Genomic DNA, 23,775 nt, shown 5'->3' on the forward strand with positions numbered 1-23,775 from the left:
AATAGGTATGCCCATTGCCGTTGCACGCACTTCAAAATAAAGTCTCTAAGTTACTTCACGGACGATATTTATTGTCTTTGCGTGAAGCATTCATCGCACTTATTCCATATTTTGTGAGCAGTGCTTTGGCAATTTTAGCGCTCAATAGTGCGTTAACACTGAATGTTATCGATGATGATGGGACAATTGCAAATATTGTGAGTCGCAGCGCGCATATTATTCTGTTGTTTTTTCCTGTTGTAGTCAGTATTTCTATTGGATTTTTCTTAACGAAAAATTATGCACAAAGTGGCATTATTGGTGCTTTATTAGCGCTATTATGTTTCGCTGTGCACGGGGAGTTTTTACAGTTACACGCGGGTGAATTCACGCTAAGTGACAGCACTGCCACGGCATACGCTATTATTCTACCAAGTATCAGTAGTCTACTCTTTGTATACTTGATGCGGACCTTACCGCAACCTAGGCGGCAATTCAGTGCATTAAGTCGGTTTTTACGTGAAAAATTTTTAGTTATTTTACCATTCACCATTGTATTTTTTAGTTTTTATTTATGGGTACCCGTACTCAGTGAAATAGGGCACCTCATTGGAGGGTGGGTAACCCCAGATCAAGCCCACTCTTCAGTGGCTGAATTAACTTTTAAACGCATGTTGGCGTCGCATACTTTTTGGTTTTTTGGCGTGCATGGCGACAACACGTTTAATATGTTGTTCGATGAAATATTTTTAAATGAACATTTGGTGGGTAACCTATCTGCAAAAACATTTTACGACACATTTGTTTTAATTGGTGGCACAGGGTGTTTTGCGGGGCTGATCGTGGCATCACTTTTTTTAAGAAAAGGGGCACATGAGCGTAATATTGCGCAGCTATCAATCCCATTTACCGCATTTAATTTTTGTGAAATTATTTTATTCGCATTACCTATCTTTTTGAACCCTGTGCTATTGCTCCCTTTTATTTTTGTGCCAGTTATCAATTTCTTTATTTCGTACCAAATTATTGAGTGGGGGCTTATTAGTACCAATGATATTACTTTGAGTTGGATGACGCCGACTTTGATCAGTGGGTATCAAGTCAGTGGAGGGCTGTCTGGCGTATTCCTACAACTGGCGCTGCTGTTACTAAATGCGGTCATTTATTACCCCTTTCTAAAGTGGCATAGCGAGCAAATTCATTATCAAAAAGCCCTAAATCATTTAAGCGAGCAACTTAATATTTCAGAGCAACTGCGTTCGGCGAGTGAATCGCAATTTATTCAAACACAAAGAGCCCAAGAGCGTGCTTCTAAAGCGCTGAATAAGGTACTTGAAGAGTTAGCGCAAGGGGAGTTGTTATTGTATTACCAGCCGCAAGTGAGCCAAGTGACGGGTAATATCGTTGGTTATGAAGCACTATTACGACTAAAAAAAGCTGATGGGACGATAGTGGGGCCCTACTTTATAGATATTTTAGTGAAACATAAGCAAACAACGATCATTGATTCATGGGTCATTGATCAAGCCGCCCTAGACTTAGAGTATTTTGCGTCTCAGTCATTTTTCCCAGTGATAAGTGTTAACGTGAATCCGACACTTATCAATGATGATAGCTCTGTATTGTATATATGTGAGCGTTTTCAAGAGTTCCCTGAGCAGTTAAAAATTGAAGTGGTTGAGTCGAGTTATTTCAATGATAAATCAAGCGTAATCAATAATATTAATAGATTAAAGACTCATAAAATTGACACCGTCATTGATGACTTTGGTACAGGATATTCGAGTTTATCAATGCTGTCTGATTTACCAATAAAGCAAGTCAAACTAGATAAAGCCTTTTTAGATAAAGTAGAAACAGACCAAGGCCGAGAGTTTTATAGTGCCGTTGTGCAGTTACTGCATCAAATGGATAAAACCTTAGTGGCTGAGGGCGTCGAATTACAATCTCAGCTAGACTTTATAAAGGCATTATCAATCGAAACGGTACAAGGTTGGTACTATGAAAAGGCCTTACCAATCGAGCAACTCATAGACTACGACCGCACATTTAAAGTGGCAAAGAATGTTGACCACTAGCTGAATAAAGGGAACAGCTATATTGTCCATTATCATAGAAAAGTATTGCATGTCGTTAGCGGGTTGTTTATAACTTACACAAATGGTGCTGGGTAGCAGCATTAAACGTATTTTAGCAGGCAGTATATGCAAGAAGAATTACTGAATTCAGTGATTAAAATCACAAAAACCAGAGATGTAGACTCGTTAGAGTACAGTTTGATCTCGACTATTCAAGAGTTTATTGGCTGCAAAGAAGTCGCCGTTTACAAAGATTTGCAGATCCAAGGGGAGCTCGCGATTGAAAGAAGCCTGTTATTAAAGGTTCTGACAGACCGTGAATATGAATGGGAAGAAAGAGAAGTGGTTCGTCAACCTGAACCTGAGCTTGTTTCATGTTTGCAATCAGCATGTATTATCACGGTACAATCTAATGATGGCGTAGAGCGAAGGTGGTTACCAATTACGTTGCTCGATAAACCTATTGGTGCGATAGCCATTGTGAGTGATGGACTTAAGAGTTCAGATCAGGTTTTACTTAACGCTTTTTGTCGTATATTTGAAAACTATTTAACGATTTTGCATGAGAATGAGCGTGATAAGTTGACGGGGTTATTAAACCGTCAAACGTTTGAAAAAAAGTTAAAACAGTTGATGGAAAAACAAGTCATCAAGCAGCATAAAACGGTATGGCAGAGTGATCTACGTAATCAACACCAAGGCGCAACGTCGTGGTTAGCAATGGTTGATATAGACCACTTTAAAAAAGTAAACGACAACTATGGGCATGTCTGTGGTGACGAAGTGTTGTTATTACTTGCACAAAAAATGAGGCAGTTTTTTCGTTCGAGTGACCTGTTATTTAGGTTTGGTGGTGAGGAGTTTGTGATGGTGTTTGAACCGACCGACTACGACTCGATACATAAGAAACTGGCTGAGTTTATGGACTTAGTGCGCGGGACGCACTTTCCTTTTGTGAAAAAGCTAACGATTAGCGTGGGTATGTCGAGAATAAGCCCCTATGACTTTCCTATTACGGTATTAGAAAACGCGGATAAAGCATTGTATTACGCGAAGGAAAATGGCCGAGATAAGCTATGTTTCTATGAAGAGTTAATCGCGAATAAGCTGATTGAATGTCATCAAGAAAGCAACGATATCGACTTGTTCTAGAGCTATCTAAGGTGGAATAAATAACATAAACTGTGCCAAATAAATAAAAATATGTAGCTGCTTAGTATTGCGTCGTGATTGCAGCTCATTAGCAAGGTTTGGCACGTTATGTTGCATATAATTCAGTCAAACCGTATGGAAGCGCTACAAACGCAGTTTCATACGGTGCTTAAAACAGCTCCTTTGAGTTCTCCTTTTAAAAAAGAAACGGTGTTAGTGCAGTCACCGGGTATGTCACAGTGGCTTAAAATTGGTATGAGTCAAGCGCTTGGTGTTGCGGCGCAAGTAGATTTCCCCTTACCGTCAAGTTTTATATGGCAGCTTTATCAACAGTTTTTACCTAATGTGCCGAGTGAATCCCCATACAATAAGTTAAACATGACGTGGAAATTGGTCACAATTTTACCCGAGTGTTTAGACGATGCACGCTATCAAGAATTATCACAGTACTTAGAAGATGATGAGCATGGTGCCAAGCTCTTTTCTCTATGCGAAAAAATAGCAGATATCTATGACCAATATTTAATGTATCGCCCCCAATGGCTCAGTACATGGGATTCTGGGGGGGATGAATTGCCAGATGTCGACATTTCAATTGCATCGTGGCAGCCGGACCTATGGCGAAGGTTGGTCATACATACACAAAACTTACAACAAAGCGATTACCATCGCGCGAATATGCATACCCAATTGCTCAAAGCGTTAGCAGATGCGAAACCAAGTGCGCTACCGCAAAGGATCAGTATTTTTGGTTTATCAGCAATGGCGACGAGCCAACTAGAAATATTTCAGGCTTTGTCTGAAAAAACGTCTGTTTTATTATTTTTCTTTAACCCAAGTGAACACTACTGGGGTGATTTAGTTGACGAGAAAACACAGGCTAAAATTGAAGCTAAATACGCAAAAAAACCAGAAATTGATGCAAAGCAGGGTGAGTACTATTTTATTGGCAATCCGCTTTTATCATCATGGGGTAAGCTTGGTCGAGACTATTTTGAACAATTATTGCAACTTGATGCGCAGTGGCTTGATGGGTTCATCGACGATTTTGATGAGACTTTATTGGGCAAAGTTCAAGAAGAAGTCTACCAATTGGCTTTTAAAGGTGAGTCTTTAACTGATGACAAAGCATGGTTTATTAATGATGAAGGCAAGTTGCCCATAGAGCTAACGGACCGCTCGATTTTATTGCAGGATTGTCATACGCCGCTGAGAGAAGTCGAGTGTCTACATGATCATTTACTTCGGTTATTTGAACAAGACCCTACGTTAACGCCAAAAGATATCATTGTTATGATGCCTGATGTTGGTACATACAGCCCCTATATTGAAGCGGTATTTGCGGGCGCAAGCGGTGATCGTTTTATTCCTTACGCATTGGCTGATCTTGCTATTGAACAAGAAAAGCCCATTCTAAGCTCATTTGTGACGCTTGTTAATTTACCATTTAGCCGCTTCGGTGTATCTGACATTATAGATTTATTGGCTGCAACGCCTATTGCTGAGCAGTTTGGCATAGAAGAGCATGAGTTCGAGCAATTAAAATATTGGCTCGATCAGGTCGGTGTGAAATGGGGGCTTAATGCTGAACACAAACAAGAACATGAGCTACCCGCTATGCCACTCAATACGTGGCAACATGGTTTAAATCGATTGTTATTGGGGGTCTCGTGTTCAGACGAGAATAATGAGTTTAATGAGATATTTCCTGCTGATCAAGTGGAAGGAATGGCAGTGAATACGCTCAGTAAGTTAGTGCATTTTGTTGAGTGCTTAGCGAAGTACAAATCGCAATTGTCACAAAGTACACGGTTGAGTGACAAGGCAGAAGTTCTGCGTGCGTTGGTCAGTGAGTTTTATCATCAAGAAGCGGAACAAAGCTGGGATCTATTAACCCTTGAGAAAGTCATTGATGATTTAAATAAACATGACGAAAACCGCGATATGCAAGAGCCGGTGTCACCTCAGGTGATCAGTTATTTGGTGAAGCAAGGGGTGCAAGAAAAAGGGGTTGGGCAACGATTTTTAGTGGGTCCGGTTAACTTTTGTACTTTAATGCCTATGCGTGCAGTGCCTTTTAAAGTTGTTTGTATGTTGGGTCTCAATGATGCTGACTACCCTAGAACAGTGCAACCGATTGGTTTTGACTTGGTGCCACATTCTCACCGTCAAAAAGGTGATCGCTCTCGTAAGTTAGATGATCGTTATTTGTTTTTAGAAGCGGTGTTAAGCGCCCGAGATGCCTTGTATTTAAGTTATGTCGGTCGGTCATGTTTTAATAATGAGCCGCAAATGCCGTCAGTCCTTGTCAGTGAGTTACTTGAATACCTTGATAGAAGTTTCTTCTATCAAGCAAGCGCCGTATTGCCGTCGCAGCATTTGTTACAGCAAGCGCAATTACAACCTTTTCACCCCAGTTATTATACTGAGGACAACCCTCTTCAAAGTTACAATCCGGTGTGGTTGACCGATCAGACGCCGTTACCAAAAACAGTCCCCGCGGCACTTGATGTTAGCATTGGGGGTGAAATAGAGTTGAGTCAATTTTTACGTACTATTTTAAATCCACAAGATGCGTTTTATCAGCAAAGCTTGGGTCTGAGGTTACCCAGCTTGTCATTGCAAGATAAAGATGAAGAGCCATTTTTACTGGATACCTTAGACAGGTATTATTATTTAGACGAGCTATTAGCTGCTGCTTTAGCCGATCAGCAACCCAATGAAAAACAGTTATTGCAGCGAGGAAATTTACCGCAAGCACATGTTGGCACAATTCAATTAGATCAATTGCATCAACGGATCGCGCCGATGGTAAGACATATAAAACCAATGCTAAAAAATCACCGAGACCCGATAGAGGTAGCACTGGTGATATCGAATTGCACGTTATTGGGTTGGTTAGACAGTGTGTATGACAATACCCAAGTGTTTTATCGCAGTGCTAGCATTAAAGCAAAAGATAAAATTCGCGGTTTTTTATTACACTGTATTGCTCAATGCCATGGTGAAGCGGTGAGTACGCATATTTATGGGCTAGATGAAGTGGTCACTTATGCGCCCATGGAGTCTAGTGATGCACTTGAGCATCTACAGCTATGGTTTGACTTTTATCACAGTGCATTAACCGAACCTCAGCCATTTTTTCCAAATTCAGGGTATGAACTCGTTAAAACTGGTGATATGCAAAAAGCGGCAAATAAGTTCTCTGGTGGCCAGTATATTGGTTTTGGTGAATGCGAAAACCCTTATGTGGCGTTGAATTTTATGCGTTTATTTGATGTTGAAGATGAGTTTAGTCAAATAAGTCACCGTTTGTTAAAAGCGGTTGTCGAATTGGCGCAGGAGCAAAAATATGCAGACGCTTAACCCGCAAAGTATGCCTTTAGTTGGGCAAAGCTTAATTGAAGCAAGTGCTGGGACGGGTAAAACATATACCATAACGGGGTTATACCTTCGTTGCTTACTGGGATTACAAACCACTGAGGATCAGATGCCACTCAGTGTTGATCAAATTTTGGTCGTTACTTTTACCGAAGCGGCAACACAAGAGATTAAAGACCGAGTACGTACTCGGATCATTGCTGCGCGCGACGCTTTGTTAGGCGCGCCATGTGACGATGAACTAATTGGTGCGGTGCTTGAGCAGGTTACCGACCAGCGAGCTGCTTTTGCATTACTTGATGCTGCGGCAAAGTCTATGGATGAAGCAGCGATTTTTACGATCCATGGTTTTTGTCAACGCATGCTAAAACAGCATGCCTTTGAATCCAATGTAGCCTTTAATCTAGAATTTATTTTAGATGAATCTGAGTTGATCATTGAGGCTGTAAAAGACCATTGGCGCAGTTTTATCTATCCTTTAGATAAAGATACGACGGAGGCGATATTAACCCATTTTTCCAGCCCTCACGCGTTAGTGTCGAAAGTCATGAAGGTATTGAGTAAAGGCAATGCTGAACTTACACCGCACTATGAGTTAACCGATGTCCTTTCTGCTCGTAAAGCATATCAAAGTGAGGCCATAGCCTTTAAAGCGCGTTTGTCCACCAGCGACTTTTTTACGGTATTGGCTAATTCTGATCTTGCGAAGAATAAAGCCCCCGGTCGCGCGGCAAATATCAATGCACTGAGAGATTACTGTGATGGAGCACAATGGTATTTTGAATTTGGTACAGCAAAGCATTCTTTTAATTTGTGGAGTGAAGAGCTACTTCAAGACACGCACTATTACAAGAAAAATGGTCAGTGTATTGTTCATCCTATGTTGTCTGAATTCAGTAAGTTAGCCAAGTTACATGCACAAGTGAGTCAAGGTTTACCGTTAGCAATAGTACAACATGCGAGCAAGTCGGTTAAATCACTGTTAAAGGCTCATAAGCTTAAACATGGGTTGATCACACCAGATGATTTGTTAAGCAATTTGCATGATGCATTAAACTGCGAGCAAGGGCACGTATTACGGCGAAAAATAGCTGAACTGTACCCTGTGGCAATGATTGATGAGTTTCAAGACACTGATCCAATACAGTATGGGATCTTTGGTTGTATTTATAGTGATCAAAATACCACGACGCTCGCGATGATTGGGGACCCAAAACAGGCTATTTATGGTTTTCGAGGCGCTGATATATTTACGTACATGGCAGCCAAGCAGAGCGTGGCTGACAGTGCCAAATATACATTATCGACCAACTATCGTTCATCTCAAGGAGTTGTTAATGCGGTGAACGGTATTTTTTCTGCTCATGAACATAGTTTTATTTTTAATAAAACCATCCCATTCATTGCGGTTGCCGCAAAAGGAAAAAGTGAAGAAAAGCGTTTTACATTAAATGGTGATGAACATAAAGCGCTGACCTTCAGTGTGTTACAAGACGACAATGTGACCACGAGTAAAGGGGTGGCTTTGACTTCGCTAAGCACTATTTTCGCTGAGAAAATCACCTTGTTGCTCACCCAAGCACATAAAGGAGAAGCTAAAATAGGCAATATAGCGGTTAAAGCGAGTGATATTTGCATACTGGTGCGTGACCGTAATGAAGCAAGCATCATGAAGTCAGCGCTTCAACAGCATGAGGTCGCCAGTGTTTATTTAGCCCGAGACAGCATTTTTAAACAGCCGCTTTCATTGGCATTGTTACAGTTTTTAACGGTGCTTCATGGGAGTTATGACGAGGCTGCTTTGCGAGGCGTACTGGCGAGTCCGTTATTTGCACTGCATCACCAAGACATTTTTGAATTACGTGAACAAGAAGCTGCTTGGCAGCATTACTTGGATCAATTTGCTCGATTACAGCGCATTTGGCATAAGCAAGGGGCTATGGCGATGTTGGAGCAGTTATTGGTTGATAATCAGTTGCCACGTTTATGGAAAAGTAATGGTTATATGGTGGAGCGATGGTTAACAGATTATCGTCACCTATCTGAGTTATTGCAGCAAAAGCAAATTGAGCTAGATGGCACGCTGCGTGTATTACGTTGGTTGGGCACACAATGTAGCGAAGCACAGCAAGATGCTGCTCAAGTGCGTTTAGAAAGTGATGCTGACTTAGTCAAGATAGTTACCATGCACGCATCTAAAGGGCTAGAGTACCCAATTGTCTATATGCCTTTTGCAACGACATACAGAGAAGCCACAGAGGCGGTGTATCATGAAAATGACAAACTGGTATACAGCCTTGCACCTGATGATGATCAGCGTGCATATGCTGAAAAAGAGCGCTTAGCAGAAGACATTCGTTTATTGTATGTGGCGATCACTCGAGCGGTACATCATTGTGATATGGGGTTATTTAATATTGCGGCCGGTCGAACGAAAAAGCCAGGGATCACACACACCTCTTTGGGTTTCGTTTTATTCGGTGCAACACCATTTAGTGAAGCGCTGCAGTGGCATGAACGATTAACTGAATTTTGCGCACAGCATGTCGATATAGACTGTGAATTTGTCGAAAGCCCTAACGGAGCAACACTGCGTGTGTCACAAGAGGTTGAATGTGAACAATTACAGGTAAGACGGGTCAATACGAAAATTGAAACACACTGGCGAGCAACAAGCTTCAGTCAATTGAGTTATCATGCGCACTCTGATGAAAGGCCACTCGGCGCACTGGATGAAAATCATCAACTTGACTTACCTGATCAGCATATAGTGATTGAGCAGTCTGCGTACAGCTTTCCTAAAGGTGCCAAACCTGGCAGCTGTTTGCATGAAATCTTTGAGTTGATAGATTTTACGCAGCCTGAGAGCCCAGTCGGGGAGGTACAACTGCCTTTGAGTCAAGCTGTAGAGCAATGCTTACTTAAGTTTAGAATAGATGGCCAGTGGCAAATGGCAACAGAGCGGTGGATCAGTGCGTGTTTACAATGCATGTTAGACCGAGAGAGTGAGCTGAGCTTATCGCAATTAAAGCCAGATGATTGCCTCGTTGAAATGGAGTTTTATTTACCTTTAGAGCCATTAAATGCGCCTAAACTAAATAAACTGTTATTGGAGATCACAGGACAGAGTAGTCATCTACAGTTTGAACAAGTTAAAGGCTTGCTAAAAGGCTTTATTGACCTGATCTTTGTACATAATGATCAGTATTTTATTTTAGACTATAAATCGAATTACCTAGGAGATAGTGCAGCTGACTATCAAAATGACAATTTACGCTCAGCAATGGATGCACATCAATACCACTTACAATACTTGATTTATTCTGTTGCTTTACATCGTTTGCTCAAGCAGCGTATAGAAAATTATGACCCTCAGGTTCATTTAGGTGGGATATATTATTTATTTTTAAGGGCTATGCCAGATGGCGCAGGCGTGTTCTTTAATAAATTGACCATACCACAGTTACTGTCTTTAGATGCGTTGTTTTCACAAGGAGCATTGTCATGAGCCAACTCGACTTATTTTCTGAAGAGGGAGCGCCAGCGAGTACCATTGATCACGGTAAGTATTTAACGTATTTACTTGCGCAAGGTCGGTTACGTCATAGTGATATCGCGTTAGCTAAGCTTTTAAACAATCAAAAACTGAATGACTGTTTTTATGTCATTTTGTTGTTGTTAAAGTCAGAACAAAATCAACATAGCTGTTTAGCGTATAGTGATATCGATTGGGACAACCCTTTCTCATTGATCGTTGAGCTGGTGGAGGAAGACTTACCTATAACACCATGGCAATCGTCATCCGGAAAAAAAATATGGCAACGACTAGACTCGCATCATGCAGTTGGTGATGGCAAGCCACTGCAGTTGTTTGCGCAAAAATTGTATTTGAGTCGACTTGCGACTTATGAAGTCACTTTAGCTGAACGCTTTAAAAAGATGCAAGCTCAGAATATAAAGGTAGATCTGTCTCGTTTGCAGTCGTTATTAACGGAATATTTTGGTGAGTTTGATAACACTAACCATGATGTTGATTGGCAAAAAGTAGCGTGTGCCATAGCTGCAATTAAAGGGTTCTGTGTGCTAACGGGTGGCCCAGGAACGGGGAAAACGACGACAGTCACTAAGCTGCTGGCAATTTTGCAGTCGCTTTATAAACAAGCGCCTTTAACTATCAAGTTGGTTGCACCAACAGGCAAAGCAGCAGCACGTTTGAGTGAATCTATTTTAGGTGCAAAAGATAAGCTTAATCTCGGTCCAGACATAGATCACCTTATTCCTGAGCACGCACAAACTATACATCGCTTGTTGGGCGTGATCCCACACAGTAATCGCTATCGCTTTAACCAACAAAATCAGTTACATCTGGATGTATTGATTGTTGATGAAGCCTCTATGGTTGATTTGTCGTTACTCGCTAAATTAGTGACTGCGTTGCCAGATCATGCGCGGCTGATTTTACTGGGAGATAAAGATCAACTCACTTCAGTAGATACGGGCAGTGTATTGAGTGATTTGTGCCAAGGGCTGACACTTGGCGAACAGCCTCCTTATAGCAAGAACCTTGTTTCACAACTGAATCAACTTTGCTTTGCAGGTAACCCGTATTTACATGCTACACAGAGTGAGTTTTATTTAGCTGATAGCGTGGCATTTCTACAAAAAAGTCATCGCTTTGATAGCAACAGTGGGATAGGTCAATTGGCATTTTCAGTAAACAATAATAGCCGTGCACAGCTATCCCACACCCTTGAACAAGGGTATAAAGATTTAGCGTTGTATGACTTAACGACTGAGCAGTACACAGCTTTAATTATTCGCTCTGCCAATCGTTACGCAGAGTATCTAAAATTGATGCATGAGAAAGCAGATCCTGTGGCTATTCACCATGCATTTGGTCAGTATCAATTACTGGCTGCGGTAAGGGAAGGGCCTTATGGTGTAACAACGCTAAATAAGCGTATTGAGCAGCAGTTATTTTCTAAGGGGTTGATCATGCCCAGCGGGCGATACTATGCAGGGTTACCTATTATGATCACGCAAAACGATTACCAGTTAAAACTGTTTAATGGCGATATTGGTATCTTATTACCAGATGAAACACAGCAACTTAAAGCGGTATTTATTGATGAGCAAGGCGCGCAGCGAGCGTTTTATCCAGCTCGGCTCCCGAGTCATGAAAGTGTTTATGTCATGACTATTCATAAATCACAAGGCTCTGAATTTAGCCATACCGCAATGATTTTACCTCCTAGGCAACGTGCAGCAAGAGGCGTGAACCGTCAATTAGTTTATACCGGTATTACGCGTGCCAAACACCAATTTGAGCTGGTAGCACAACCTCAAGTACTTTATATGGCAATGGCAAAATCGGTATCACGATGCTCTGGGCTACGAGATAGGTTAACTTTAGGTTAATTTAATGATACTTAGTTGTTTTTTTTAATGGTCTGTTCTACATTTAATTTTAATAATTGACGCTTTATTTCAAAAAGCTAGGCACTCACTACCTATGTGTTTGAGTACATAAATAATTGAACCCACTGCCCAGTGGTTAGTAGATCACCGCCATACTTTAGCTGTGTATGGCGGTATTTTTTGCGAGTAATATTAGGGGCTGTTGATCTTTCAGGTTCATTTTTGCAGCAGTTTGATTGGCTTTTATACAAGGCAGAGGCTGCGTAGCATGGTTATTCCATATGAGTCAGCCGATAACATAGTAGAAAAGCCAATCAAGCGCTGCCTATCGGTTCTTTTGAGCGCCCTTTTCTCTTTGTTGCTTAATATTCGCTTAGATTACTAGGCCACACATTAAGCGCCGCGATAAAAGTACGCTCAAAGAGAACAAAAATAGAACAGCAAAGATCAACAGCCCCTAAGGTGTATTTAAATAATTAAGTGCAAGGTTAGTAAGGGATTCAACACCGATTGGTAGAGCTTGTTCATCAATATAAAAGTGAGGAGAGTGATTGCTTGGCGATGTAGCGGGATCTTGCTCCTTGGGTGTAATACCTAAAAAGAAAAATAACCCTGCGGTTTTTAACGCATAATATGAAAAGTCCTCAGCACCAGTGATTAAATCCATTTCAATCACATTATTATTACCGACCACATTTTGTAAAGTAGGCAGCATTTTCTTGGTTAAGTCTGGGTTGTTAATCGTGACAGGGTAACCATGGTTAATATGGGTATGTGCCGTAGCGCCTGCAGATTGAGCAACATAACTCGCTGTGCTTGTTAAGCGCTTTTTAATATCAGCTCGCATATCTTGGTCGAAGCTGCGAATAGTGCCAACAAGCTCTACATGATCTGGGATGATATTTGAGCGAATACCGCCATTAACGGCACCAAATGAAATCACTGATGGAGCTTGAGTGACATTCACTTGTCGAGAAGCAATGGTTTGTGTAGCTAAGATAATTTGAGCCGATGTGACTATTGGATCAACGCCATGCCATGGTCTTGAGCCATGAGTTTGTTTGCCTTGTACTTTAATTGTAAACGAATCTTCGCTCGCCATAATTGGACCGCTTCGATAGCCAATCTTTCCAGTATTTAAGCGGTTTGTTACATGCAACCCAAATATGGCATCCGGTTTTCTTTTTGTAAAAAGCCCTTCTTTTAACATCAACTGAGCACCGCCTTCTTCCCCATTTGGTGCACCTTCTTCAGCAGGTTGAAATATAAACATGACAGAACCTTTGAGTTGTTCTTTTTGAGCAACGAGTCTGCTTGCAACGGCCATTAAGATTGCTACGTGAGCATCGTGGCCACACGCGTGCATTACACCGACTTCTTGCCCTTTATATTCACCTTTTTGTTTTGAAGCAAAAGGCAACATGACTAGCTCGGTGATAGGCAGTGCATCCATATCGGCACGCAAAGCAATAAGAGGTCCTGGTTGAGCACCGTTTAAAGTGGCAACTACACCTGTGTGTGCGATGTTTGTGGTAACTTCTAGTCCTAAGTTTGTTAAATGATCAGTGATGTATTGAGCTGTTTTGAACTCTCTGTTACTCAGCTCTGGAAACTGATGTAAGTGACGACGCCATGTAATCACATCTTTATTGATTTTATCGATCAAAGGCGTATTGGCCATTACTGTTGATACACTCCCTGAAAGTATGGCCAATACAATTAGGGTAAATAAAGCTCTCATTATGGGTGTTCCTATCGTTGTATTTTTATTATCTATTATTAAACACACTTCAATTTACAGTGAGTGGCTGGTATTTCAAGTAACCTGCGTCAAAAACTTGATTGTCAGTGGCGTCTCTAATATGGTTTAACGAGTAAAGCTTATAGGGCTCAAGATGAAAACACTCATTGAACATTTAGGACAATATGCCATTTACCATCGTGATGAACGAAACATATTGACTCATTTTATAGGGGTGCCTTTGATTGTATTGGCAGTTATTTGGCTATTGTACATCCCTATGCAAAACGTTAAGAATGTCACGTTAACGCCAGCATTGTTTATCATTTTTAGCGTGTCTGTCTATTATATTTGGCTAGAGGTTAAGCTCGGTTGTGTTATGGTTTGCTGCTTGGCCGCCGGTTATATAACGGCTCAGAGCAGTTATTTATATTTCTCGGGTATAGAGCAATGGTTTTATGCCATGGCGTGTATACTATTCTTGATTGGTTGGGTTATACAGTTTATAGGTCACTATTTTGAAGGTAAAAAGCCGGCTTTTGTTGATGATTTGATGGGGTTAATTATAGGCCCACTATTTGTTGTGGCTGAAATTGCCTTTAAGCTGGGCTTTTTAAATACACTAGAACAACAGATCATAGATATTGCTGGTCCCTACAAAAATCACAAGAGTGATAAAAAATAGTGCGATAAGCATACTTCACTTATCGCAAAGGGAGAAGAGTAACAGCGTTATATGGTGATGCGAGTTTCTAACTTGCTGCCTTTAATAATGGTGATGTCTTGGCTATTTAGTCGTACTCGACCATTGTTTGTTTCTAGTAAATAAGCGAGTTCAGGGTTTGACTCCCCGCCAGCATCAGACAATTGTTTACGTGCTCTGTGCACCATTATATTCATATGGTTCATTTGTACGCCAAGTGCTTTAACCAATTCTTCGCGGTATAACCAACCTTGTTCATCCAGCTCCATACCCGCGTGTTTATCTTGTATACGGGTTCTTGCTAATAAAAGCATAAGATAGTGATGGGTCCGGGTGCCTAAATCAAAGCTCTCGTTATTGAGCTCAACAGAAAGTTGGGTACTTTCTTCATCTTGACTCACGCTAAAGGTAAGGCCACATGGCTTAACGGTAGGTTGATTATCAAGGTGTTTAGTCATGGCCGCAGTACTGGCAGAATAAAATAGCCATTGGTCGTTAAATGCGCTGACCAGACCACCATCAATAAGTGCTTGACGATCGTTGTTTGTAAGGTCTTCTAAAAACCAGTAATTTAAAACCGAATCGAAATAAATAATATGACTTGGATCGTCACTATTTGGAAGCAGTATCTGATCTTTAACTTCAATAACTTGGCTACTATGAGTCTGAGAAACTAAATATTGACAGTCATCGCTTAGGTTGGCCACCACATATGAATTTTGGCCATGTGCTGCGAAATCAATTTTATCGTTTTCGCACAGTTGATAGGGTAAGTTTTTATCAACTTTTTTATCGTTTATCCAAATGCCATTAGTACTTACGTCGCGAATTAACCATTTTCCTTGCGCGAGCTCGATGATTGCATGGTGCCGAGATACGCCAGGTTGGTCTATTAGTGTATCTACATTAAATTTGTAACGTCCGATTGTGTGGTAGCTTTTGAGATATATTTTTTCTAATTTGTGTTCATCTATGAGGTAAGCCATTCATATTCCTTAAATCTTTTTACGCCATATTCTTCTATGGGAGTGTTTATCTCGGTATTTTACAATGTTTTGTTATTTAACAAAATATTAATTAGACCGTTCCCACTATTTACTCAAAAGAGACCCACGTAAGTGGGTCTTAATCATTGAGGGAAGCTGCTGATCAAGCACTGTATTAACAGTGGTTAATGAGCATGTTCACAGATAAAACTCAAGAAATAGGACTGGTTACAATCTATTCTTTTACCTAACGAACCTGGGCATAGGCTCGACTGAACATACGTGATTTTAGGATGTTTAACTCGCGTTGGCTATTACACTACATTACACCAAGGTTACACGGCGAGCCTTGCACTATTGCTGGTGGTGAACCATATTTTTATAAGTACGATTTGTTGTTCGAAGTGAAAGGGGTTTCTATGGGTGAATATACAAAGTTAGAGACAGTGAAGTTAGAGGGGATATATCAGTTTTGTGATCAATTTGATTCTCAACGCCTTGAATTATCAAGTGATGCGACGACAGTGATCACTGATTTTACGCGTAGAGTCCCACAAGTGGTGTTAAAGGATGTGGATATTGATCATGCGCTTTATATGATGGTTAATGGTCATGTACGCTCTAAAATGGTGATTGATCATGATGATACGTTTTTAGGTGTGATTAATTCTAAAGACTTGACCGGTAGAAAGGTGCTAAGTATTGCGCAGCAACGTAATCAAGCGCGCAGCGACTTAACTGTCGAAGATCTCATGACACGCAAAGCGGATTTACATGCTATGCCCTATGCAATGGTCCAATTAGCAAAGATTGGTGATGTACTTGAAACGCTCAAAGACCTTGGTCATCAACATGTTTTGCTAGTTGATAATGAGGGAGTATTGCGAGGAATGATTTCAGCCAGTGATATAGCCCGTGCCTTACATATCCCAGTAAATATTTTGCAAAAAGCGCACTCTTTTAAAGATATTTTTTCAATTATTCATGAACATCAGGAAATGACAGCGTAAGGAGTAGGCAGGGTATTCCTGCCTATTCAACCTTCTTTAAGGCGAGTTACAGTGGCGTTTTAATTAAGTAATTGAGTGCGCCTTTAATCGCTGCGACTTGGCCATCTATACATAGTTGAGGAGTGGCAACGGCGCTGTCTGGGTAAGCTTCAGTCGTTGACACAAAAGGCGCGTTAGTTACACCCATACATAGGCCGAGTTTGGTTCCGTCGTAGTTAATAACCCCAAATTGCTCAATTGGTACGCCAATTAATTTGCCTTGTTCATCTGCGGGTGCAATATGAGTAACTTTCGCAACTTCTTCAATAATGGCTTTTTGAAAATCGGCTTGCGGCTTCTGAGTATGCCCAACCAAATAAAAACCATCGGGAATATTCCAATTATGATTTACCACGCCATCTCTGGCTGCTAGTGCAGGCCTAAACTCAGAGTTATCTGTGTCTGTGGTTTCATGCAAGTCAATATGGCATAGTATATTTTCATCATATTGTGCTAAGTAGTTAGCGGCCATTTGAGACTCTTGAGCCGGACTTTCCTGATAAAAAGAACGGTTTGGGTCTACAGTATGAGGGTTCCAGCGGTTGATTGTTTCATATCCCCACGGGCTCAGGCAGGGAAGTACGAGCAAATTGAATGACTGACTGTAGTGCTGGCCAAACTTTTCGACAAATTCTAACGCACCATGTACACCACTGGTTTCATAGCCATGTACGCCACCGGTAACGAGTGCGACGGGCTTGGTAATATCCCAATTTGGCGATTTAATCGCGAACAAATCAAAGGTCCGTTCGTTGTAGTTAAGCGAACCATACTGTTCGACGGTAAATGCTTTTTTCAATTCAGCTATTTTAGAAACTACATTGTCTTGGTAACTACGTTTAATCGATTGTGCTTGTAGCCAATGTTGTTTTTCTTGTGTAGCCCAAGGTGTGCCAACTGTGCCAATAGAATAAGGGTGTGACATAAGATGCCTCTTTTAAATTATTATTGTACGATCCTATTGGCTTTGTCGTAATGAGGCAAATATTCTAGGCCAAATAACCAAGTTGCTTTAGTTTCAGCTTTTGGTCTTTAGCTGGTTTGAAGCCGACAAGATAAATTGTATTAAGTTCTGTAGATACTGTTGTCACTTTAACAGCGAGTTTTGTTTGTACTTTTACATTGGTAATAGTTTCCGCTGGAATATACTTTTGAGTACCAAATACATTGACATACGACAATCCATTATTGCAAAAAAGAACATGCCTTTGACCTGTGATTGCAAGTGTAAAATTGATGGCTGCAATAACTATCACGATAAGTGCTAACGCCATTTGGCCTTTAAAAAGTACACTTAGTGAACCGCCTGAAAGGCTTAAGGATATGATATATATCGAAAAAGCAATAATACCAATAACACAGTAAAATGCGAAATTGACTTGTAACTTGAGTTCTTTCATGAACTATTTCTTCCTATTTGAGTAAGGGGTGTATTGAGGCTGTGCAAGATATTGAAACAAAATGGATGAAATATGAAGTTAAGAAAAAATAGTGAGTTTTTGGTGGTTGATTAATGTGCAGGCAGTTTTTTGTTCGGTGAAAAAAAGAAAGAACGCAAGCTTAAAGTATTGCCATGAGTAAACTGAAATAATCCATAATCAGTACCTTTAATTGGTATTTTATGAATTGTAAATGGATACACATTCCTTTTTAGGATGTGCTTTTTATTGTAACTATTTTGAGTGTTTAAGGCGGTATTTTATAGCGTTGGTTTGCATAGTACACTTACATTAGCTTTGTAGTTTAATTTATTTTCAATTACTTATCAGTAACTTAATTTTAAATTGACTTTTAAACACTAATGTTAAGTTTTAACTCTAAAGTTTTTTGCTGCGAGAGAGGAAAGAACTCACTGTATGAAATAATCAAACGTGACAACTGATTTTCTTTTCCATAAGGTAAGAAACTATCTGAGCAAAGTAGGCAAAAGGAAATCAAATGAAATTTGAACAATTATTAAATCACTTTGATAGTGGCATTTGTGTTGAGCAATTACAAAAAGAGTCACTATTAGATTTAGCCTTACTCTTTGTAGGCGTAGATGGCATTATTTCAGATTCAGAGCTAGCTGTTGTTAAAAAGTGGGCTGACGCCTTAAGTTGGAATTCAGCGGTAAAGCTCGATGATTATATTTGTGATATGACAGGAAAGTGTGTGTTGGCAGTAAAAAACGATGAGATAGAAGCATTTATCCAGCATAGGATGAAACATATTGTTGACCAGCCTATGCGTGAATTTGCAGTAAAGTTAGCGCACAAAGTTATCTCTGCAGATGGCAAAATAGACAGCAATGAGTTAGCTGCTATGTCTGTGCTCGAAGAGCAAGTATAGGTTTATTTTGCTAACTTATACTCGGGTGTGCCTAAGTGGGTATAGTGATCCAATTACATCGTATTAGGTATAAAAAACGGCAAGCCAAATTGTTGGTTGGTTGACTGCGGTATACGTTACTTTATGTTTGGTATGGGCGGTTATGTTTAAATAATCCCCTTTATTAAGCGTTGTACTTGTGCCGTCTTCAAATTCAATGGTACCAGAGCCTTCTAGTACCATAACCCACTCATGTTCATCTTGATCATACCAACCGGTATCGGGTGATATTTGACCAAATGAGACAATGCGTTCAATACGCGTTTGCTTTGTGCTAATAAGCGACTCAAAGTGTTCTTGTGTTGTATCTTGAGGGAGTTGGGATAAAAAGTTATGCATGGCTAAGCTAAGTAGTAATATTATGATAATTTAAGGTATCAGTCACTGGCTATGCCAAGCAAGTATTAATAATTGCGTTTATTAAAGGGCTGCGGATATCAGTCAGAATGTGCTAGATTTAAAGCATAGTTTAATTTACCTTGAGCAGGGTGCTAGAGGTTTGATACTATGATGGCAGACTAATTGGGGGCACTATGAATCATGTAAATGAAAATAACGTTATTACGAGTCGGTTTGTACGGGTAAATGGCGTTATGAAAAAAGTACAAGTAAATGGTGCTGATCATGCGTTTGAAGCTGCGCTAAAAGTAAGGAACGGGCGTAAAAAGCAAATAGAGCAGGAGCTTTTAGTACATGGTCTCGCAGGCTAATACCACCTCCCACCCACATTACAATCCAATTTTTGAAAGGTTAGTTATAGACTCCAGTGAAGACTCTAAATATAGACTCATTGGTATGCTTGCCTACGCAGACTACAAATTAGAAAAATATCAGTGGAAAGAACAGTATCGCCAAGTTCATGGTGACAGCAGTGTGCCGCCCGAAGTCGTTGCAAACTTTTTATTAAATTACCACGATGCAAAATTAAAAAAGCTACTGAGCGATGCTGAAGCAACCTTTTTGTCATTTGCAGAACATTATGCAGAACAGCGTATTGATGATTTGTATGATGAATTAAAGGATGATGCCGTCGCAAAAACCGTTAAAAGTGAAAGTGAAGCAATTCAACATACCATTGGACTTAACAGCGATAGCTGGGGTAGTGCAATATTAAAAGGTGCCCTCGGCTCGGCGTTGTTTGCAGTAATGATTTTTGTATTCTCAGTGTTGTTCTCTGTCGCGAAGCCAAGCTCCAACTACGGTAAATTAATACAGTTTATTATTGGCGGTGAAGAGTACGTGATTTTGCCTATGAATGACTGTCGACTGGTTGATTCTAAAAAAACGTGCCCTGAAAATTAGTATAAATAAAGCGGTATGAAGATAGTACAGCATAATCACATATGCTGTACGTAGGCTTTAATGTTTATTAACACTCACATGCCCAAAATGGTCCACCGGTTTGAGACACTGGAGGTCTACATGCACGACGGCTGGCGCCACCAGCAATTTGTGGTGTAGCATCATTTGGTAGACTATTTTTTGTTGATAAGTTCTTTAGAGGTGCTTTTTTTAAATTAAGTTTCATATCATTTCCTTGAAAAATTTATTTATATTTTTTATTTCACATAGCTGTAACATTCAGCAGCTGCACCATTATTAACAGTTTAAAACCCACTATTCAAGACATTTTAAAAAATAAGAATGTTGCTAAGAGAGAGTGACTTGTTTGTGCTCCCTTGAGTATGGGGTGTATATATTGAGCTGCTTTTAAACGACGTGCATATTGCATTTCACGTGAAGAGTGATTCACTAACGCTGTAAAATAAACTTTCAAATCTTGAAATAGAGAGATCCCTATGGGTCATTCTCATTGAAGAAGCATCGATAAAAATAAGACTTATAACTATCATTATAAAAACAATTATTTTGGTGGAAGAATGATTGTCGTAAAATCTTTATTGTATTTGTATATTTTTTTAATTAGCATCATAGTCCCAAAAATAAACTAAGGATTAGATTATGAAAAAGCTCGTTCATTTAACTGAAAGTCAGCTTATACAAGTAACCGGTGGGAGTGATTTAGGTATTGGATCAAAGCTTAAGCAGCTAATCACGATACAAGCGGTAGCCAAAAAACGTCCTAAACGTCACTAATAAATATCAGATGCGACTGAGATATGGTGAGTATGAAAGCATATCTCATATACGCTTTTTCAATTTCATTATTTAGCTCTGTTCTAACCAGATACACACCGCAGCCTGTTTCGATAAGAACCTCTGATACGTAAATATCTATTTTTTGATCTACTATCGAACTGTATTGTACAGTGGTAGCTGCTTCCATTGAATTATTTCTATAATAGGTGTGAGGTTAGCATATGTATATTAGAGCGTGGTGTTGTCAAATTAGATAGCAAAGTTGTAACAGGTTGCGAAAATAAAGGATAAAGGATAAAAAAACAGAGTTTACTACAATATATTTAGAAGAAAAGTTTTATACGATAAAGAATAGTTGGGAAAAGATTGGTCGGTATGGCAGGATTTGAACCTGCGACCCCTGACACCCCATGACAGTGCGCTACCAAGCTGCGCCACATACCGACTTGCGTTTTACTATACTTATAAAAATTTAAAAGGCAATAAGTAACTGGTTTGTTTGAACATTAATTGAGCGTAAAATGAGTAATTGCCCATGAAGTAGGCAATTACTCATGTTGGTTTTACTTTTTCCAAATACCCTGAGGTAAGGTTTTTTTCATTTCTGGATGATTGTCTGGATTAAAAACAGGGGTTACTCCGGATTTTAACTGGCTGCAATAGTCTTTATATAACCAAATCACAAATCCAGAGAGCATAAATAACGCTGCAACGTTCACGATAGCCATCATACCCATTGAGATGTCAGCCATTGTCCAAATTAAGCCAAGTTCACCTACCGCACCAAACATTACCATACCTAAAACACAGGCTCTGAAAATCAACATACTGTGCTTATATTTGGTGTTTAAAAACATTAAGTTGGTTTCAGCGTAAGAATAGTTAGCAACAATTGAAGTAAACGCAAAGAACAAAATCGCGATAGCAATAAAAATTGCGCCCCATTCACCCACATGTTGCACCAAAGCTGCTTGAGTCAAAGCAATCCCAGTTACTCCTGAGTTTGGAACTAGCTGGTTTGACAGTAAAATAAGGGCTGCGGTAGCTGAACAGATAATAATGGTATCAACAAACACTCCAAGCATTTGTACATAACCTTGAGAGGCAGGGTGGTTTGGATTTGGTGAGGCGGTTGCGGCTGCATTGGCTGCACTACCCATACCAGCTTCATTTGAGAATAGCCCACGTTTGATCCCCTGGATCATGGCTTGCATCACTGCATAACCAATGGCACCAGCACCGGCTTGTTCAAACCCAAGTGCACTATATATGATCTGCTTAAATACAGCAGGTAATAAGTCATAGTTAATAAAGCAAACATAAAGTGCAACAAGTAAGTAAGCCAACGCCATTAATGGCACAACAAGTTCGGCGAAACGCGAGATAGTTTTTAAGCCACCGAAAATGATAAAGGCAGAGCCAATAACTAACAGTACACCAACTATATGCTTAGGTATGTCGAATGCGACTTCAAATGCTGCGGCAATTGAATTTGCTTGTACCGCATTAAAGACTAAACCAAAAGCTAAGATTAAACACAAAGAGAAAAGAATGCCCATCCATCGTTTGCCTAAACCATATTCCATATAATAAGCAGGGCCACCTCGAAAGTTACCATCGTTGTCTTTTGTTTTATATAGTTGTGCGAGTGTGCTTTCTGCAAAGCTGGTGGCCATACCGATTAATGCTATTAGCCACATCCAGAAAATGGCACCCGCGCCACCTAGATAGAGCGCTACAGCGACACCCGCCATATTACCTGTACCCACGCGAGCGGCTAATGAGGTACAAAACGCCTGAAAAGAGGAAATTCCTTCACCAGCTCCCGTACGGCTATTCGCCATGACTTTAACCATATAAGGAAATTGACGAAACTGGATAAAACCCAAACGAAAGGTAAAGAACAAACCTGCTGCTATTAATAGGTATATAAGTACATGACCCCAAAGCAACCCACTAACAAAGTTTAATACATCAGCCATAAAACAAAGCCTACTTTTATATGAACGAATAAATCAGGGGGCGTAATCTAGCACATTCTTCAGTTAAAGTCGTATCAAGCGAGGTCAAACCTCAAGTTATACACAGGTTTTTGTGGGTAACTTGTGAGTTTTTGGTGTGTATATCTGTATGTTTCTAAAGTTGAAAAATAATGATGATTTTCATTAAAAAAGGCTTGATCAAAAAAAGGATCGCCCTATAATGCGACCCCACTGACACGGAGCGCTACGCTAACTTTGCAAAGCAAAACGAGTCAGCGTCAAGTAAAACTTAGTTTGGCTTTTCACTTAAGAAAACGTTTTAAATTAAGTGTTGACAAAAAAATAGGAAAGCGTAACATGCGCAGCCCTATCGAGATAAAGCAAAGCGCTTAATCATCGCCCTGTTTTAAACAGGAACTGTTCTTTAAAAATATGAAGCAATCATCTGTGTGGGCACTCGTACAGATTGAGTTCTAACAGCGAACCTTCTTTCTTAGATTGAAGTGACGCAAAAAAATTAGAGTCTCAATTGATTTTCTCTTAGGAGAAACTGAGTGACCAACAGCAATAAATTTATTTATTGCAGCACAGTCAATTCGATTTCGAAAGAAATCAAAATCAGAATTCAATGAGCACGAAACTTCGGTTTCAACAAAACTTTTAATTGAAGAGTTTGATCATGGCTCAGATTGAACGCTGGCGGCAGGCCTAACACATGCAAGTCGAGCGGTAACAGAGATAGCTTGCTATCTGCTGACGAGCGGCGGACGGGTGAGTAATGCTTGGGAATATGCCTTTTGGTGGGGGACAACAGTTGGAAACGACTGCTAATACCG

The 23,775-nt window shown here is 40.1% G+C and carries 18 protein-coding genes, 1 tRNA gene and 1 rRNA gene; 12 read left to right on the forward strand and 8 right to left on the reverse strand.

Features of this window, described 5'->3' with window-relative positions; all coding sequences use genetic code 11:
* Positions 1–14 precede the first annotated feature (14 nt).
* The 5 genes from BGP78_RS10445 (at position 15) to recD (ending at position 12,008) form a co-directional block, all read left to right on the forward strand.
* A complete protein-coding gene (locus BGP78_RS10445) occupies positions 15–2,057 on the forward strand; it encodes an EAL domain-containing protein (protein ID WP_119861343.1) in 2,043 nt (680 codons plus the stop codon).
* Positions 2,058–2,183: 126 nt separating this feature from the next.
* Positions 2,184–3,209 carry a GGDEF domain-containing protein gene (locus tag BGP78_RS10450; RefSeq protein WP_119861344.1) on the forward strand — a complete coding sequence of 342 codons (1,026 nt, stop codon included), beginning with the start codon at positions 2,184–2,186 and terminating at the stop codon, positions 3,207–3,209.
* Between the two features lie 108 nt (positions 3,210–3,317).
* Positions 3,318–6,575: an exodeoxyribonuclease V subunit gamma gene (gene recC, locus BGP78_RS10455; protein ID WP_119861345.1), complete on the forward strand. Its 3,258-nt coding sequence runs from the start codon at positions 3,318–3,320 to the stop codon at positions 6,573–6,575.
* Complete coding sequence (recB, locus tag BGP78_RS10460; RefSeq protein ID WP_119861346.1) at positions 6,562–10,098, forward strand: exodeoxyribonuclease V subunit beta; 3,537 nt, start codon at positions 6,562–6,564, stop codon at positions 10,096–10,098. The genes recC and recB overlap by 14 nt, the downstream gene beginning before the upstream one ends.
* A complete protein-coding gene (gene recD / locus BGP78_RS10465; RefSeq protein WP_119861347.1) occupies positions 10,095–12,008 on the forward strand; it encodes an exodeoxyribonuclease V subunit alpha in 1,914 nt (637 codons plus the stop codon). The genes recB and recD overlap by 4 nt, the downstream gene beginning before the upstream one ends.
* Positions 12,009–12,465: 457 nt before the next feature.
* Here recD and BGP78_RS10475 read toward each other — a convergent pair whose 3' ends face one another.
* Positions 12,466–13,689, reverse strand: coding sequence for an amidohydrolase (locus tag BGP78_RS10475; protein ID WP_249348609.1), 1,224 nt, complete (start codon positions 13,687–13,689; stop codon positions 12,466–12,468).
* Positions 13,690–13,903: 214 nt separating this feature from the next.
* Here BGP78_RS10475 and BGP78_RS10480 point away from each other — a divergent pair, with 214 nt between their 5' ends.
* On the forward strand, positions 13,904–14,434 hold the full coding sequence (locus BGP78_RS10480; protein ID WP_119861349.1) for a DUF962 domain-containing protein: 531 nt from the start codon (positions 13,904–13,906) through the stop codon (positions 14,432–14,434).
* 47 nt (positions 14,435–14,481) lie between these two features.
* On the opposite strand, the gene BGP78_RS10485 is transcribed toward BGP78_RS10480, so the two are convergent.
* Positions 14,482–15,438, reverse strand: a complete 957-nt coding sequence (locus BGP78_RS10485; protein ID WP_119861350.1) for an FHA domain-containing protein — start codon at positions 15,436–15,438, stop codon at positions 14,482–14,484.
* 419 nt (positions 15,439–15,857) lie between these two features.
* Between BGP78_RS10485 and BGP78_RS10490 the strand changes: the two genes are divergently transcribed.
* A complete protein-coding gene (locus tag BGP78_RS10490) occupies positions 15,858–16,448 on the forward strand; it encodes a CBS domain-containing protein (protein ID WP_119861362.1) in 591 nt (196 codons plus the stop codon).
* Between the two features lie 46 nt (positions 16,449–16,494).
* Here BGP78_RS10490 and BGP78_RS10495 read toward each other — a convergent pair whose 3' ends face one another.
* Both BGP78_RS10495 and BGP78_RS10500 read right to left on the reverse strand, forming a co-directional pair.
* Positions 16,495–17,412: a M14 family metallocarboxypeptidase gene (locus BGP78_RS10495; RefSeq protein WP_119861351.1), complete on the reverse strand. Its 918-nt coding sequence runs from the start codon at positions 17,410–17,412 to the stop codon at positions 16,495–16,497.
* A 64-nt stretch (positions 17,413–17,476) separates the two neighbouring features.
* The gene (locus BGP78_RS10500) at positions 17,477–17,887 is read right to left on the reverse strand and encodes a hypothetical protein (RefSeq protein WP_119861352.1); all 411 of its coding nucleotides are present in this window, start codon (positions 17,885–17,887) and stop codon (positions 17,477–17,479) included.
* Positions 17,888–18,425: 538 nt separating this feature from the next.
* Between BGP78_RS10500 and BGP78_RS10505 the strand changes: the two genes are divergently transcribed.
* Positions 18,426–18,818, forward strand: coding sequence for a hypothetical protein (locus tag BGP78_RS10505; protein WP_119861353.1), 393 nt, complete (start codon positions 18,426–18,428; stop codon positions 18,816–18,818).
* Between the two features lie 63 nt (positions 18,819–18,881).
* On the opposite strand, the gene BGP78_RS10510 is transcribed toward BGP78_RS10505, so the two are convergent.
* Positions 18,882–19,196, reverse strand: coding sequence for a cupin domain-containing protein (locus BGP78_RS10510; protein ID WP_119861354.1), 315 nt, complete (start codon positions 19,194–19,196; stop codon positions 18,882–18,884).
* A 194-nt stretch (positions 19,197–19,390) separates the two neighbouring features.
* Here BGP78_RS10510 and BGP78_RS22635 point away from each other — a divergent pair, with 194 nt between their 5' ends.
* Both BGP78_RS22635 and BGP78_RS10515 read left to right on the forward strand, forming a co-directional pair.
* A complete protein-coding gene (locus BGP78_RS22635) occupies positions 19,391–19,567 on the forward strand; it encodes a hypothetical protein (RefSeq protein ID WP_157592869.1) in 177 nt (58 codons plus the stop codon).
* Entirely contained in the window at positions 19,551–20,159 is a 609-nt protein-coding gene (locus tag BGP78_RS10515) for a hypothetical protein (protein WP_119861355.1), read from the forward strand. Before BGP78_RS22635 ends, BGP78_RS10515 begins: the two co-directional genes overlap by 17 nt.
* A gap of 67 nt (positions 20,160–20,226) precedes the next feature.
* Here BGP78_RS10515 and BGP78_RS22640 read toward each other — a convergent pair whose 3' ends face one another.
* Positions 20,227–20,385, reverse strand: coding sequence for a hypothetical protein (locus BGP78_RS22640; RefSeq protein WP_182912267.1), 159 nt, complete (start codon positions 20,383–20,385; stop codon positions 20,227–20,229).
* Between the two features lie 434 nt (positions 20,386–20,819).
* Between BGP78_RS22640 and BGP78_RS22915 the strand changes: the two genes are divergently transcribed.
* The gene (locus BGP78_RS22915) at positions 20,820–20,954 is read left to right on the forward strand and encodes a hypothetical protein (RefSeq protein WP_259386282.1); all 135 of its coding nucleotides are present in this window, start codon (positions 20,820–20,822) and stop codon (positions 20,952–20,954) included.
* 370 nt (positions 20,955–21,324) lie between these two features.
* Here BGP78_RS22915 and BGP78_RS10525 read toward each other — a convergent pair.
* Both BGP78_RS10525 and BGP78_RS10530 read right to left on the reverse strand, forming a co-directional pair.
* Positions 21,325–21,401, reverse strand: a tRNA-Pro gene (locus BGP78_RS10525).
* A gap of 119 nt (positions 21,402–21,520) precedes the next feature.
* Entirely contained in the window at positions 21,521–22,939 is a 1,419-nt protein-coding gene (locus BGP78_RS10530; RefSeq protein ID WP_119861357.1) for a sodium:alanine symporter family protein, read from the reverse strand.
* Positions 22,940–23,600: 661 nt separating this feature from the next.
* Between BGP78_RS10530 and BGP78_RS10535 the strand changes: the two genes are divergently transcribed.
* Positions 23,601–23,775: ribosomal RNA gene (locus BGP78_RS10535) — 16S ribosomal RNA — on the forward strand; the annotation flags it as partial.

This window comes from Pseudoalteromonas sp. MSK9-3, assembly GCF_003590335.1.
GTDB lineage: Bacteria > Pseudomonadota > Gammaproteobacteria > Enterobacterales > Alteromonadaceae > Pseudoalteromonas.

Coding starts and splice junctions, on each gene's coding strand:
- BGP78_RS10450 (WP_119861344.1), top strand. CDS start 2,184: ATGCAAGAAGAATTACTGAATTCAGTGATTAAAATCACAAAAACCAGA.
- recC (WP_119861345.1), top strand. CDS start 3,318: ATGTTGCATATAATTCAGTCAAACCGTATGGAAGCGCTACAAACGCAG.
- recB (WP_119861346.1), top strand. CDS start 6,562: ATGCAGACGCTTAACCCGCAAAGTATGCCTTTAGTTGGGCAAAGCTTA.
- recD (WP_119861347.1), top strand. CDS start 10,095: ATGAGCCAACTCGACTTATTTTCTGAAGAGGGAGCGCCAGCGAGTACC.
- BGP78_RS10475 (WP_249348609.1), bottom strand. CDS start 13,689: ATGGCCAATACGCCTTTGATCGATAAAATCAATAAAGATGTGATTACA.
- BGP78_RS10480 (WP_119861349.1), top strand. CDS start 13,904: ATGAAAACACTCATTGAACATTTAGGACAATATGCCATTTACCATCGT.
- BGP78_RS10485 (WP_119861350.1), bottom strand. CDS start 15,438: ATGGCTTACCTCATAGATGAACACAAATTAGAAAAAATATATCTCAAA.
- BGP78_RS10490 (WP_119861362.1), top strand. CDS start 15,858: ATGGGTGAATATACAAAGTTAGAGACAGTGAAGTTAGAGGGGATATAT.
- BGP78_RS10495 (WP_119861351.1), bottom strand. CDS start 17,412: ATGTCACACCCTTATTCTATTGGCACAGTTGGCACACCTTGGGCTACA.
- BGP78_RS10500 (WP_119861352.1), bottom strand. CDS start 17,887: ATGAAAGAACTCAAGTTACAAGTCAATTTCGCATTTTACTGTGTTATT.
- BGP78_RS10505 (WP_119861353.1), top strand. CDS start 18,426: ATGAAATTTGAACAATTATTAAATCACTTTGATAGTGGCATTTGTGTT.
- BGP78_RS10510 (WP_119861354.1), bottom strand. CDS start 19,196: ATGCATAACTTTTTATCCCAACTCCCTCAAGATACAACACAAGAACAC.
- BGP78_RS22635 (WP_157592869.1), top strand. CDS start 19,391: ATGAATCATGTAAATGAAAATAACGTTATTACGAGTCGGTTTGTACGG.
- BGP78_RS10515 (WP_119861355.1), top strand. CDS start 19,551: ATGGTCTCGCAGGCTAATACCACCTCCCACCCACATTACAATCCAATT.
- BGP78_RS22640 (WP_182912267.1), bottom strand. CDS start 20,385: ATGAAACTTAATTTAAAAAAAGCACCTCTAAAGAACTTATCAACAAAA.
- BGP78_RS22915 (WP_259386282.1), top strand. CDS start 20,820: ATGAAAAAGCTCGTTCATTTAACTGAAAGTCAGCTTATACAAGTAACC.
- BGP78_RS10530 (WP_119861357.1), bottom strand. CDS start 22,939: ATGGCTGATGTATTAAACTTTGTTAGTGGGTTGCTTTGGGGTCATGTA.